9 protein-coding genes are annotated in these 13030 nt (G+C 63.8%); 3 read left to right on the forward strand and 6 right to left on the reverse strand.

All coding sequences use genetic code 11. The annotated features are described in order from the left end of the window. Window positions 1-101: 101 nt before the first annotated feature. Together CTATCC11996_RS04880 and CTATCC11996_RS04885 are read left to right on the forward strand one after the other, a co-directional pair. Window positions 102-1649 carry an FAD-linked oxidase C-terminal domain-containing protein gene (locus tag CTATCC11996_RS04880; RefSeq protein WP_003073745.1) on the forward strand — a complete coding sequence of 516 codons (1548 nt, stop codon included), beginning with the start codon at window positions 102-104 and terminating at the stop codon, window positions 1647-1649. 14 nt (window positions 1650-1663) lie between these two features. Further along, on the forward strand, window positions 1664-2926 hold the full coding sequence (locus CTATCC11996_RS04885) for a PQQ-dependent sugar dehydrogenase (RefSeq protein WP_003073749.1): 1263 nt from the start codon (window positions 1664-1666) through the stop codon (window positions 2924-2926). A 23-nt stretch (window positions 2927-2949) separates the two neighbouring features. On the opposite strand, the gene CTATCC11996_RS04890 is transcribed toward CTATCC11996_RS04885, so the two are convergent. From CTATCC11996_RS04890 to CTATCC11996_RS04910, 6 genes are all read right to left on the reverse strand, one after another. Next, a complete protein-coding gene (locus CTATCC11996_RS04890; RefSeq protein ID WP_003073752.1) occupies window positions 2950-4272 on the reverse strand; it encodes a D-serine ammonia-lyase in 1323 nt (440 codons plus the stop codon). A gap of 83 nt (window positions 4273-4355) precedes the next feature. After that, complete coding sequence (locus CTATCC11996_RS04895; RefSeq protein WP_003073756.1) at window positions 4356-6590, reverse strand: phosphocholine-specific phospholipase C; 2235 nt, start codon at window positions 6588-6590, stop codon at window positions 4356-4358. Between the two features lie 27 nt (window positions 6591-6617). Continuing rightward, the gene (locus CTATCC11996_RS25855) at window positions 6618-6791 is read right to left on the reverse strand and encodes a hypothetical protein (protein WP_003073760.1); all 174 of its coding nucleotides are present in this window, start codon (window positions 6789-6791) and stop codon (window positions 6618-6620) included. 228 nt (window positions 6792-7019) lie between these two features. Then, on the reverse strand, window positions 7020-10142 hold the full coding sequence (locus tag CTATCC11996_RS04900) for an efflux RND transporter permease subunit (protein WP_003073764.1): 3123 nt from the start codon (window positions 10140-10142) through the stop codon (window positions 7020-7022). A 144-nt stretch (window positions 10143-10286) separates the two neighbouring features. Further along, on the reverse strand, window positions 10287-11615 hold the full coding sequence (locus CTATCC11996_RS04905) for an efflux RND transporter periplasmic adaptor subunit (protein WP_003073767.1): 1329 nt from the start codon (window positions 11613-11615) through the stop codon (window positions 10287-10289). Between the two features lie 15 nt (window positions 11616-11630). Further along, window positions 11631-12749 carry a TolC family protein gene (locus CTATCC11996_RS04910; RefSeq protein ID WP_003073769.1) on the reverse strand — a complete coding sequence of 373 codons (1119 nt, stop codon included), beginning with the start codon at window positions 12747-12749 and terminating at the stop codon, window positions 11631-11633. A gap of 28 nt (window positions 12750-12777) precedes the next feature. Here CTATCC11996_RS04910 and CTATCC11996_RS26095 point away from each other — a divergent pair, with 28 nt between their 5' ends. Further along, window positions 12778-13014: a hypothetical protein gene (locus CTATCC11996_RS26095; RefSeq protein ID WP_238532396.1), complete on the forward strand. Its 237-nt coding sequence runs from the start codon at window positions 12778-12780 to the stop codon at window positions 13012-13014. The last annotated feature ends 16 nt before the right edge of the window (window positions 13015-13030 follow it).

Raw genomic sequence — 13030 nt, forward strand, 5'->3', positions numbered from 1 at the left:
CTTATTTCTAAAGCATTCATGACTGTCATCGCAAAGCATTTCAAGCAGCTTTGCAATAAAGCTCACACCAAGGCGCGGGCGCATCCCCTACATTTGCAGGCATGACGTCCGCCAGCACATTCACCGATCTCGTCGCCACCTCCAGCACGGCGGCCAACGCCGCGCATCACCTGCCCGAGCCGTCCGAGCGCGCCAGGCGCCAGGCCGAGGTGCTGGCAGCACTGCGCCCCCATGTGCCGGCGCATGCCCTGCTCTATCAGAGCGAAGACACCACACCCTATGAATGCGACGGACTGACGGCCTACCGCCAGCGCCCGCTGCTGGTCTGCCTGCCCGAGACTTATGCACAGGTGCAGGCCGTGCTCAAGGCCTGCCATGCCATAGCGGCCCCCGTCATTGCGCGCGGCGCGGGCACCGGACTTTCGGGCGGCGCCATGCCTCACCCCATGGGCGTGACGCTGTCGCTGGCCAAATTCAACAAGATTCTCAAGGTCGATGCCTACAGCCGCACGGCCCTGGTGCAGTGCGGCGTGCGCAACCTCGCCATCAGCGAAGCCGCTGCCCCCTACGGTCTGTACTATGCGCCCGACCCCAGCAGCCAGATCGCCTGCACCATCGGCGGCAACGTGGCCGAGAACTCGGGCGGCGTGCACTGCCTCAAGTACGGACTCACGGTGCACAACGTCCTCAAGGTCAAGGGCTTCAGCATCGAAGGCGATCCCGTCGAATTCGGCTCGGATGCACTCGACACCCCCGGCCTGGACTTGCTGGCCATCATGATAGGCAGCGAGGGCATGCTGGCCGTGGTGACCGAGGTCACTGTCAAGCTCGTGCCCAAGCCCCAGCTGGCGCGCTGCATCATGGCCAGCTTCGACGATGTGCGCAAAGCTGGCGACGCAGTGGCTGCGGTGATCGCGGCCGGCATCATTCCGGCCGGGCTGGAAATGATGGACAAGCCCATGACGGCTGCCGTGGAAGACTTTGTGCGTGCCGGCTACGACCTCACGGCTGAAGCCATCTTGCTGTGCGAGAGCGACGGCACGCCCGAGGAGGTCGAGGAAGAAATCGCCCGCATGAGCGAAGTTCTGCGCCACGCCGGCGCCACGGCCATCACCGTCAGCGAAAGCGAGGAAGAGCGTCTGCGCTTCTGGAGCGGGCGCAAGAACGCCTTCCCCGCCAGCGGCCGCATCAGCCCCGATTACATGTGCATGGACTCCACCATTCCACGCAAGCGTCTGGCCGACATCCTGCTGGCGATTCAGGAGATGGAGAAGAAATACCAGCTGCGCTGCGCCAATGTGTTCCACGCTGGCGACGGCAATCTGCATCCTTTGATCCTGTTCGATGCCAACAACCCCGACGAACTGCACCGCTGCGAGCTGTTCGGCGCCGACATTCTGGAAACCAGCGTTGCCATGGGCGGCACGGTGACGGGAGAGCATGGTGTCGGGGTGGAGAAGCTCAACAGCATGTGCACCCAGTTCACCACGGCCGAGAACGCCCAGATGTTCGCGCTCAAGGCGGCGTTTGATCCGCAATCGCTGCTCAACCCCGGCAAGGTGATTCCCACGCTCAACCGCTGCGCCGAGTACGGCAAGATGCTGGTGCGCGGCGGACAGATTGCCCATCCCGATCTGTCGCGCTTTTAACCTCCAGGAGAGCCATGCAGCGCAAATACCGGTTGATTCTGAGTCTGTCTGCGCTGCTGCTCATGGCTGCCAGCCCAGGTGCGCATGCGCGCGGCTATGCCTCCACTGGCAAATGCGGTATCTATCCGCGCCTGGCCATCACCAGCCCCGCCGGCACCTGCGTGGGGCTGATTGCCGACGAAGCCCACGGCCTGCGCTTTCCGCGTCGCGTGCTGGAAATTGCGCCTGGCCGTATCTGGGTGCTGGACATGGGCAACTGGATGCCCCAGGTGGGCCAGCTGATCGAGCTGCGCCTACCGCCAGACGCGGCGACTCCCGCCAATGCCAACACCACGGCCAAGGCCGTGGAAGCCCGGGTGCTGCTGAGCAAGCTCAACTATCCTTCGGGAATGGCGCGCGGACCTGACGGCAAAATCTATATCGGCGAGGCCGACAAGATATGGCGCGCTGCGGTGCCTGCACTCGGACAGACACCTCAGCCCGAGATGCTTGCCAGCGGCCTGCCGGCCGACGGCGCCCATCTGCTCAAGGAGCTGGCGTTTGCGCCGGACGGCAGCCTCTACGTCAATATGGGATCGGCCACCGATGCCTGCCGGGGTGAAGACCAGAAGCAACCTGTGCCCTGCCCCGAGCGCAGCACGGCCATGCCGCGCGCTGCCGTCTGGCGCCTGGTGCTGCAGGCTGGCAAGCAGCCCGTCAAGGAATTCAAACCCTTTGCCAGCGGCCTGCGCAACTCCATGGCGCTGGCCGTGATGCCTGACGGCCCTGCAGCTGGCACCGTCTGGCAAGGCGAAAACAATATCGACTACCGCGACCCCAAACAGCCGCCGGAAGAGCTCAACCTGCTGCGCGCCGGTGCCGACTACGGTTGGCCTTACTGCATAGGCGCACGCCAGAACGCACAAGGCTATGAAAAGCGCTTTGACTGCAGCAGGACCGAGGCGCCGCATATGCTCTGGCCCGCCCATGTGGCTCCGCTGCAAATGCTGGCCACGCCTGCGGGCAGCGCGTTTGGCGGGCAATTGCTGGTGGCCTGGCACGGCCAGCGCGCAGACGGTCAACGCATCGTGGGCTTTGCGCGGGATGGCAAGGGCCGCCCCTCAGGCAAGCCCATTCAATGGCTGAGCAACTGGGATGCCAGGCACGGACTGCGCCCCGGCGGCCGCCCCACGGGCATGGACATCGATCATGCAGGCCGCCTGCTGGTGGTGGAGGACTTCAACCGCAGCCTGCTAATGCTGATGAGTGAAGCGGGCACGGCGCCAAGACCCAGGTAACCCAGCTAACCCGGGCAAGGCGCTCAGTTCGACAGATCGCGCCCGCGCGCCAGAAACCTCGCGTACTCCTCGTCGGGGACAAACAGGCCTCCCGTGGTCCAGACGATATGTGTGGCGCTTGCCATGTGCGGCAGCAGCTTCTGGCGCTGCAGATAGTCCTGACCCGCAGCACTTTCCAGCAGGGCGCGCGGACCGCCAAATCCCGCTGCCGCCGATGGCTCGATCTGCAGCCCCTCTCTATCCTTCAGCAGGTACAGATGGCGAAACAGGGTTTCGTCCTCCACCGTGAACACGCCACCGAGAAAGCCACGCACCACGTTGGCAGCCAGCTCCGATGCACGCGGCACGGCCAGGCCATCGGCCTCGGTCTGGTTGTTCAGGCCCAGCTCATAGACCGAAGGATGGGCTTCCAGACCAGGCAGCGCTGCAGCACCGGCCAGCATCTCCACCATGAAGCAGGGCGACTGCACGGGCTCGGCAAAAAAACAATGCACATGCGGCCCGAACGCCTGCTGCAGACCCAGGGCCACGCCACCGGGTGCGCCCCCCACGCCGCAGGGAATATAGACAAACAAAGGATGCGTTTCATCCACAGCAATCTTGTTCTCTGCAAGTTGCGCGACCAAGTGCGGAGCCGCCGCCGCATAGCCAAGCAGCAGCGAAAGCGAGTGCTCGTCATCCACAAAGTGACAGTGCGCATCCTGGTCGGCCAGCTCACGGCCTGCAGAAACGGCCTGGGCATAGTCACCGGCATGCTCCACCACCTGCACGCCACGGGCTCGCAGGCGCTGCTTTTTCCACTCTTTGGCATCGGCAGACATATGGACCGTCGCCTTGAAGCCCAGGCCCGAAGCCATGACGCCAATCGACAGGCCCAGATTGCCGGTGGAGCCTACCGCCACCTGATACCGGGCGAACATCGCACGCGCAGCATCGCAGGCCAGCTGCAGATAGTCGCCATCGGCCAGCAGGCCATGCTGCAAAGCGATCTGCTCCGCATACTCCAGCACCTCATGCACGCCACCGCGCGCCTTGATGGAGCCCGCTACTGGCAGGCTGTGATCGGCCTTGAGCCACAGCCGACCCAGTTGCTCGGGCAGCTGCAAAGCCTGCTGCATCTGCGGCACGGGAAACAGCGCCGACTCAATACGTCCGCCAGACGCCTGCAGCTCTGGAAACAGCCGCGCCAGCAAGGGTGCAAAGCGTACAAAACGCTGTACAGCCTGCTGAACCTCGACTGCGTCTATAGCGTGTGTGGAACGAACCCCTTCGCTGCGCCCGGCCCATAGCGTGGGCCGGGCATCACGCAGGTCTTCAACAAGGTCGCGCAGTGCGAAGAAAGTCATGGCGGGCATCCATCGTCATACAAGAGCGCCATATTAGGGCCAATGGTGCATGCCAGACAGGTCCGCAAAGCGCAGCATGGTCGCTATACCTCGCCCATGGCAGGGTCGCTGATCGTGTGCTGACCGGTTTCCACGCGACCGGCAAAGCGCCGGTAGTACGCCGGATCGCTGTTGCAGGTCACGGCAAAGTCATACCACTGGCCGTTGGCCTTCAGCTCCCAATGCCTCTCGGCACTGGAAGCCGCGCCAACTTCCACCGTCCACGGGCCGTCGCTGCGGTAGGCCATGGGCGTGATGGTGAACACTGCAGCCTGAGCGCCCTTGTTCATCAGATCCACGTAGACGTTGCCATTGGCGATGTCGTAGCAGACACGCACCTCGGGGGCAGCCTGTGTACTGCCCAGGCGATTCAGGTCGCCCTTGAAGTGGCGGTGAAAACCGTTGGGGCCCAGCACCCAGAGGTCGTACTTGCCGAAGTTGTCACGCACGGCATCCCAGGTATCGGACAGCGTCTTGCCCGCTTCCACCATATAGCGGCGTGGCGTGCGATCGAGCTTGTAGCGGTCGTAGACATGGAAGACGGCCGCCTGCGTTCCGGTGTTGGCAAACACCAGCTCCACCTGGCTGTTGGCCTGACAGCGCGCACTGGTGTGCAGCTCGTAGGGCAAGGCGCGCGACGGACGCGTACCGACTGCCTGCAAAGGCAGTTGCATGTCGCGCGGCACCGGCACTGCAGGCAGCTTTTGCTGATCGGCACGCAGCTGGTCGGCGACACCGCGTGTGGATCTCCCGGCCAGCACGGGCAGTGTCTCGTTGTTCGGAGTCTTGAAGTTGAAGGTGCTCAGAAGATCTCCACATACCGCACGACGGAACGGGCTGATATTGGGCTCCTGCACGCCAAAGCGAGCCTCCAGAAAACGCAGCACCGACGTATGGTCGAACACCTGCGAGTTGACCCAGCCACCACGACTCCAGGGCGAGATCACATACAGCGGAACGCGCGGCCCGGGACCATAGACACGGCCATCGGGGGCCGGCTGGCTGCGGCTGCCCGCCGGTGCGCCATGCGTGAAGTACTCGGCCTGCAGATCGGCTTGCGGCAGCGTGGTCTTGCCTGCATAGGTCTTGTCGGCGTTCTGCGATGGCGCCGAGGGCGAAGGCATATGGTCGAAGTAGCCGTCGTTCTCATCGAAGTTGACCAGCAGCACGGTCTTGCTCCAGACCTCGGGATTGGCCGTCAGCGCGTCCAGTACCTCCTGCAAAAACCAGGCGCCCTGCACAGGGCTTGATGGGCCGGGATGCTCGCAATAGATGGACGGTGCATTGACCCAGGACACCTGCGGCAGCTTGCCTTCGCGGATATCGCGCTTGAAGGCGTCCAGGTATTCCTCAGGCTTGTTGCCGGGCAAGGTGTTGGCAACGCCTTTGTACAGCGGATTGGCAGCGTTGTCGCTGGCCGCATCATAGGCGTGATAGGGCAAGGCCTGGCCGGTGTTGGTATACGGCGCATTGGGCGCACCGCCGCTGGAGACAGGAAAGCCGGAGGCCAGATTCGCCCGGCGAAAGTTCTGGAACGCCCCCAGCATGTTGTCGCCCCACTCGTCGGGCATGTTCTGGTAGCTGATCCAGCTCACCCCGGCTTCCTGCAGCCGCTCGGCATAGGTCTTCCATGTGTAGCCGGTGTTGGCATCGCTGGGCACGCCGTTGATGGCATCCCACTCGTTATTCACGAAGGCCACGTTCTGCGGTATGGCACCGTTGGTGCCTGTCATGTGAAATGACCGATTGGCGTCGGTGCCGGTGTGCATGGCGCAGTGGTAGGCATCGCAGATCGTGAAGGCATTGGCCAGCGCGAACTGGTAGGGCAGCTCCTGCTCCTTGAAATAGCCCATGGAGGTGTCCGTCTTGGCCACTGGCCAGCGCGACATGCGGCCGTTGTCCCAGGCCTGCTGACTGTCCAGCCAGGAATGGGGAGTGCCGGAAACGCGCTGCGCATTGTTGGCCGTTCCGTCCAGATGATAGGGCGTGATGACCGTGCCGTTGGTACGCTCCTGCTGCCAGACCTTGCGGCCGTTGGGCATGGGAATCGTCATCCGGTCGCCAAAGCCGCGCACTCCCTTGAGCGTGCCGAAGTACTGGTCGAAGGAACGGTTTTCCTGCATCAGGATCACCACATGCTGCACATCCATGACCGTGCCCGTGGCATTGTTGGCAGGAATGGCCAGCGCACGGCGGATGCTGGGAGGAAAGGCGGCCAGTGCGGCAGCAGAAAAGGCGGCGTTCTTGCCGGCCTGCAAAAGATTGCGTCGCGAAATCATGGTAGGGCGTCTTGTCTGTCACTGCGCTCAGGGAGCACAGCGCATCTCCGGCTTGGCCGGCTCGGTGGGGGTCGTGGGATTGGTGGGATTGGTGGGGGTCGTCGGGGCAGGCGGGCTGTCATCGCTGCCACCACAGGCGGCCAGCGTGGCGGCCGTCAGGCACACGAGCGCCAGCGCCTTGATCAAACGCTTGTTTTGCATGGAGTCTTTCGCTTGGATGTCGACAGGTTTCGACCGGCAAGAATCTAGGCAAAGCTCGTGTCATCCCGATGACGCCCGTGTTTCAGTACGTTTCTTCGCATCGGGCCAGCGCTCAAGATTCGCGAGCCTTGCCCGGCACGAAGCGCCATGCAAAAAGGGCCGATGCATTCGCATCGGCCCTGTGCAGAAAACATCGGAACGCCAGTCAGAACGCTGGCGCTTGCACGGCTACTGGCGCTTCTGGTAACCAAGTCTGTACAGCAGCGGAAGCACCAGCAGCGTCAGCACCGTGGACGAGAGAATGCCGCCAATCACCACCGTGGCCAGCGGCCTTTGCACCTCTGCCCCCGTTCCCGTGGCAATCGCCATGGGCACAAAGCCCAGCGATGCCACCAGAGCCGTCATCAACACGGGACGCAGGCGCGTGAGCGCCCCTACGGTGACGGCCTGTTCAACGCCCATGCCCTGCTCGCGCAGCGAACGGATATAGGCAATCATCACAAGGCCGTTGAGCACGGCCACGCCGCAGAGTGCGATAAAGCCGATGGCCGCCGAAATGGACAGCGGAATTCCGCGCAGCCACAGCGCCGCAATCCCGCCCGTCAATGCAAACGGAATGCCGGTGAAGACGATGAGACCGTCGCGTACATTGCCGAACATGGCAAACAACAGCGTGAACACCAGCACCAGCGCCACGGGCACCACGATCATCAGACGCTGGCGGGCCGACTCCAGGTTCTCGAAGGTTCCGCCCCAGCGTGTCCAGTAACCTGCAGGCAGCGCAACGCCTTCGAGTTCCTGCTGAGCCTGTGCCACGAAGGAGCCGATATCGCGCCCGCGCACGTTGGCGCTGACCACGATGCGGCGCTTGCCGTCCTCGCGGCTGACTTGGTTGGGGCCCGGTGCCAGCTCCACCGTCGCCACCGATGACAGCGGCACAAAGCCCAGACGCCCGTCGCCGCCGCGCGGCAGCGCAATCGGCAGGCGGCCTATGCTGTCTACATCGCTGCGCATGGCCTCGGGCAGACGCACCTGGATCGCGAAACGTCGATCTCCCTCGAATACCGTGCCGGCCTCGCGCCCGCCGAATGCTGTGCTGATGGCATCTTGCACATCGCCCATGTTCAGACCGTAGCGCGAGGCTTTTTCGCGGTCGATCTGCACCGTGAGCATGGGCAGGCCCGTGGTCTGCTCGACCTTGACCTCGGAAGCGCCAGGAATCTTCTGCAGCATGGCGGCCACGGCCTGCGCGGACTTTTCCAGCTGAGCCATGTCGTCGCCGAAGATCTTGACGGCCACATCGCTGCGCACGCCCGAGATCAGCTCATTGAAGCGCAGCTGAATCGGCTGCGAGAACTCGTAGTTGCTGCCCGGAATCCTTTCCACAGCCTCTTGTACGGCAGCCAGCAGATCGTCACGCGAGCGCGCCGGATCGGGCCATTGCTCACGCGGTTTGAGCATGATGTAGCCGTCCGAAATATTGGGCGGCATGGGGTCGGAGGCGATCTCTGCCGTGCCGGTGCGCGCAAACACACGCTCGATTTCAGGGAACTGCCTTTTGAGCTCGCTCTCGATCTGCATCTGCATCTGCACCGACTGCGTAAGGCTTGTTCCCGGTATGCGCAACGCCTGGATCGCAAAGTCACCTTCATTGAGATTGGGCGCAAACTCGCTGCCCATGCGCGTAGCCAGCAACAGACTCAGGGCGACGATGACACTGGCCGCCGTCAACACCACTGCAGGTGCACGCATGACCTTGTCCAGCACCGGCGCGTAGGCACGGCGCGCCCACTCCATCAGACGGTTTTCCTTCTCGGCCACCTTGTCGCCCATGAACAGCGCAATCGCGGCAGGGATGAAGGTGATAGACAGCAGCATGGCACCCAGCAGCGCGATCACCACCGTCAGCGCCATGGGGTGGAACATCTTTCCTTCCACACCGGTGAGCGCAAAAATGGGCAGATAGACCACCATGATGATGAGCTGACCGAACAGCAGCGGACGCCGTGCCTCCCTGGCTGCCGCAAACACTTCCTCGAAACGTTCGCTGCGGGTCAAAGATCGGCCTGCTGCGGCCTGCGCATGGGCCAGACGGCGCACGCAGTTCTCCACGATCACCACCGCGCCGTCAATGATGATGCCGAAGTCCAGCGCCCCAAGGCTCATCAGGTTGGCGCTGACGCGCATCTGCACCATGCCCGTGAAGGTGAACAGCATGGACAGCGGAATGATGAGCGCCGTGATCAGCGCTGCCCGCAGATTGCCCAGGAACAGGAACAGAATCGCCACGACCAGCGCCGCGCCTTCGATCAGGTTCTTCTTGACCGTGGCAATGGCTTTGTCCACCAGATTGGTGCGGTCGTACACCGTCACGGCCTTCACGCCGGGCGGCAGGCTTTTGTTGATCACCTGCATGCGCTCATGCACCGCCTGCGCCACTGCGCGGCTGTTCTCGCCAATCAGCATGAACACCGTACCCAGCACCACTTCGCGACCATTGTCCGTGGCAGCCCCCGTGCGCAGCTCGCGGCCCAGGCCCACATCGGCCAGATCGCGCACGCGAATCGGCTGGCCTTGCGCCGACCCCACGATGACTTCGCGAATATCGGCAATGCCCCCCACCTGCCCCGGTGCGCGGATCAGATACTGCTCGCCCTGGCGCTCGATGTAGCCGGCGCCCACATTGGCGTTGTTGCGCTCCAGCGCCGCGACGATGTCGGCCAGCGTGAAACCATAGGCCGCCAGCTTTTGCGGCTGCGGCGCCACCAGATATTCCTTGGCGAAGCCGCCAATGGAGTTGATCTCGGTCACGCCCGCCACATTGCGCAGCTGGGGCTTGATGACCCAGTCCTGGATCTCGCGCAGATCCATGGGTGTATAGGGCGAACCGTCAGGCTTGGTGGCGCCCTCATCGGCCTCCACGGTCCACAGATAGATCTCGCCCAGCCCCGTGGAGATAGGCCCCAGCGCAGGCGCGACGCCCGCCGGCAGGGCGTCGCGCGCCTGCTGCATGCGCTCGTTAACCAACTGGCGTGCAAAGTAGATGTCCGTGCCGTCCTTGAACACCACGGTCACCTGGGACAGGCCGTAGCGCGACAGCGAGCGGGTCTGCTCCAGCCCCGGCAGGCCGGCCATCACGGTCTCTATGGGAAAGGTGACGCGCTGCTCGGTCTCCAGCGGCGAATAACCGGGCGCCGAGGTATTGATCTGCACCTGCACATTGGTGATGTCGGGCACGGCATCGATGGGCAGGCGCTGGTAGTTGTAGATGCCAAGGCCCACCAGGGCCAGCGTGGCCAGCATGACCAGCCAGCGCTGGGCAATGGCAAAGCGGATGATGCGCTCAAACATTCAAACTCCAAATATCTTCATCTGCCCTGTCACACTGGCGCAATCCAAACCAGAGACACCGAGCAAGAGCCGCCTCGCGGCGGGGCCGCCCAGGCGAGGGGGTCGTCCCCCTTGGGGGAAGGCGCGCAGCGCCTCAGGGGGCAATCAATGCACATGCTCGGCCGTTGCCTTGCCAAGCTCGGACTTCAGGACGAAGGCCCCGTCCTTCACATAGCGCTGACCTGTACTCAGGCCCTGCAGCACTTCGGTGTTCTGGCCATCGGTCTTGCCCAGCTTCAGGGCCTGCGCCTTGAAGCCGCCGTCCACCGGCACAAACACCACGGGCTTGTCGCCGTCGATCTTCTGGATGGCCGCACTGGCCACCGTCACCGCTGCCTTCTGGCCGGATGCCGTCAGATCCACATTCACGAAGAGGCCCGGACGCCAGACGCCATCCGGGTTGTCCAGGGTGATGCGTGCCGGTGCCGTGCGGGTTTCCTGCCCTATCAAGGCGCCCACATAGGCCACCGTCCCCGTGGCTTTCGATTCAAAGGCCGTCGCACGCACAGTGGCCTGTTCGCCCACGCGCACAAAGGGCAGGTCGCTGGCTGCCACCTTCATTTCGGCCCAGACCGAACGCAGATCGGAGATGGTGAACACGGCCGTGCTGTCCTGTACGGCCTCACCCACGGAGAGATGCTTTTCCACCACCACCCCATCGAAGGGAGCGCGCAGCTCGAAGCGGTTCAGCGCCCCGGCAGAGCCTGAGCCGGCACCGATCGCAGCCAGCTTCTGCTGCGCATTGGCGAACGCGATCTCGGCCTCGCGCAGTGCCTGCTGGGCCTGCTGGGCCTGCAGATAATCCTGCTCGGCCGAGATCTTTTCCTGCCACAGCTGCTTTTCGCGCTGATAGGTGGTGCCCGCCAGTGCGAGACGCTTTTGCGCGGCCATCAGCTCGCTGCGCTGCTCGGATACCGCAGGGCTGGTGAGGGTGGCCAGCAACTGCCCCTTCTTCACCACCTGCCCCAGATTGGCCGCCACGCTCTGCGCCACGCCCGCCACCCGCGGCACCACATGGGCCGTTCTGTCCTCGTTGAAGCGAATCTCGCCCGGCAACTGCAGCATGCTGGCTATCAACGCCGGGCCGGCCTCGGCCAGCGCCACGCCCGCAGCCCTGGCACGCTCTGCATCGAGTTTGAGCAGGCCCTCATCCTCATGAGCGGATTCGGGCTTGACTGCGGGTTTTCCGGTGCTGGCAGCCTGTTCATGCCCAGGCTCGCTGCCATGGTCATGCCCCTCTTTTTCGTCATGTTCATGCCCGTTCTTTTCTTCATGGGCATGACTCTTGTCTGCAGCGCCGTGATCATGGCCTTCGGCGCTTACAGCCGCTGGCTGCGTACCGTAGACAATGGCTGCAGCAGCGGCCGCACCCAGCGCCAGGATGATGGCAATGGCAATCGCCGTGCGGCGGGGCTTAGGGGATGTGGAATTCATGATGCGTGCTTGTTCTTACTCAAGACCGGGCACATCGCCCAGTTGGCGGGTGATGTCGGCAGCCGCCTGATGGGTTGCCACCAGCTGCTCCAGATAGAGGCTACGTGCCTCGGCCAGCGTGCGCTGGGCATCCAGCACTTCCAGATAGCTGAACTTGCCCAGGGCAAAGCCCTTGGCAGCGACTTCGTAAGCAGATTCGGCCGCCGGCAAGACCTGCTGCGCCAGTTGCTCGGCCTGGGCCCGGCTGGTCTGCAGCTGCTCGCGTTGCTGCTGCAACTGTGCGTACATTTGCTGGCGCGTGGCCAGCATTTCGTCCTCGGACTTGTCGGCCAGACGCAGTGCCTGCAGCTGATTGCCGCGGTTGCTGTCCAGAATCGGCAGCGGCACCGAGATACCCACTACCAGCTGATTGCGCCCCACTTCCTGTGCACGCTTCATGCCCAGGCTCACGCTGGGGTCAGGCAGGCGCCTGGCACGCTCGAGCTCGGCGACGGACCTGGCTTGAAAAACGGCCTGCTGCGCGCGCAGCATCTGCGGTGAATGCTCCAGCTTTTCCAGCATCAAGCCTTCATCGGGCAGCACCGGCAGTTGCGCCAGCTCCCCCACCGCGCTGCCAAATGCCGCAGGCTGCGCTCCCCACAGCGCCGCCAGCTGCTGACGTGCCACACGCAGACCGGAGCGCGCTTGCACCAGCGCCAGCTCGGCACTGCTCTCGGCCACACGGGCCTTGGTTTCCTCAAGCGGGGCCACCTTGCCTGCCAGCACGCGCTTGGCCGCAGCATCGCGGGCACTGCTGGCAATCTCCAGCGTCTTCTGATGCAGCTGCACGCGTTGCTGGCCGGCCAGCACATTGGCAAATGCCGTGCGCACATCGGCACGCAGGCCGGCCTGCGCGGCTTCCAGCTCGGCCCGGGCCAGTTCGCGACCATGCTCGGCCGCCTTCATGCGGGCCTCGCGCTTGCCGCCGATCTCTATGGACTGGTTCCATTGCAGGGTCATGGAGCGGGTTTCGCGGCGCGTGTCTTCCTGAGAATAGGCCAGCTCGGGATTGGGTCTGGCGCGACTCTGGATCAACGCCCCCTCGCTGGCCGCCAGAGCCTGCGCTGCCGCTCGCAGACTGGGGTTGTGTTCCATGGCCAGCGACAGTGCGGCCTGCAGGCTGATGGGAGCTGCTGTTGCTGTTGCTGTTGCTGTTGCTGTTGCTGTTGCTGTTGCTGTTGCTGTTGCTGTTGCTGTTGCTGTTGCTGGCGCAGCTTGTTGCGCCCAGGCACAAGGCACAAAAAGGCCCAAACCGCTGCCCAGCAACGCAGCGGCCGCCTTGGTGATGAATGTCATGGTGATGCTCCGCCGGCATGCCTGCCCTTCCATTGGCAGTCTTGTGCAAGCGGAGCAAATCTAGTCTCGTAGACCCCACA

This window comes from Comamonas testosteroni ATCC 11996 (assembly GCF_000241525.1).
Classification (GTDB): Bacteria; Pseudomonadota; Gammaproteobacteria; order Burkholderiales; family Burkholderiaceae_C; genus Comamonas; species Comamonas testosteroni.

Coding starts and splice junctions, on each gene's coding strand:
- CTATCC11996_RS04895 (WP_003073756.1), bottom strand. CDS start 6,590: ATGATTTCGCGACGCAATCTTTTGCAGGCCGGCAAGAACGCCGCCTTT.
- CTATCC11996_RS25855 (WP_003073760.1), bottom strand. CDS start 6,791: ATGCAAAACAAGCGTTTGATCAAGGCGCTGGCGCTCGTGTGCCTGACG.
- CTATCC11996_RS04885 (WP_003073749.1), top strand. CDS start 1,664: ATGCAGCGCAAATACCGGTTGATTCTGAGTCTGTCTGCGCTGCTGCTC.
- CTATCC11996_RS26095 (WP_238532396.1), top strand. CDS start 12,778: ATGGGAGCTGCTGTTGCTGTTGCTGTTGCTGTTGCTGTTGCTGTTGCT.
- CTATCC11996_RS04890 (WP_003073752.1), bottom strand. CDS start 4,272: ATGACTTTCTTCGCACTGCGCGACCTTGTTGAAGACCTGCGTGATGCC.
- CTATCC11996_RS04900 (WP_003073764.1), bottom strand. CDS start 10,142: ATGTTTGAGCGCATCATCCGCTTTGCCATTGCCCAGCGCTGGCTGGTC.
- CTATCC11996_RS04910 (WP_003073769.1), bottom strand. CDS start 12,749: ATGGAACACAACCCCAGTCTGCGAGCGGCAGCGCAGGCTCTGGCGGCC.
- CTATCC11996_RS04880 (WP_003073745.1), top strand. CDS start 102: ATGACGTCCGCCAGCACATTCACCGATCTCGTCGCCACCTCCAGCACG.
- CTATCC11996_RS04905 (WP_003073767.1), bottom strand. CDS start 11,615: ATGAATTCCACATCCCCTAAGCCCCGCCGCACGGCGATTGCCATTGCC.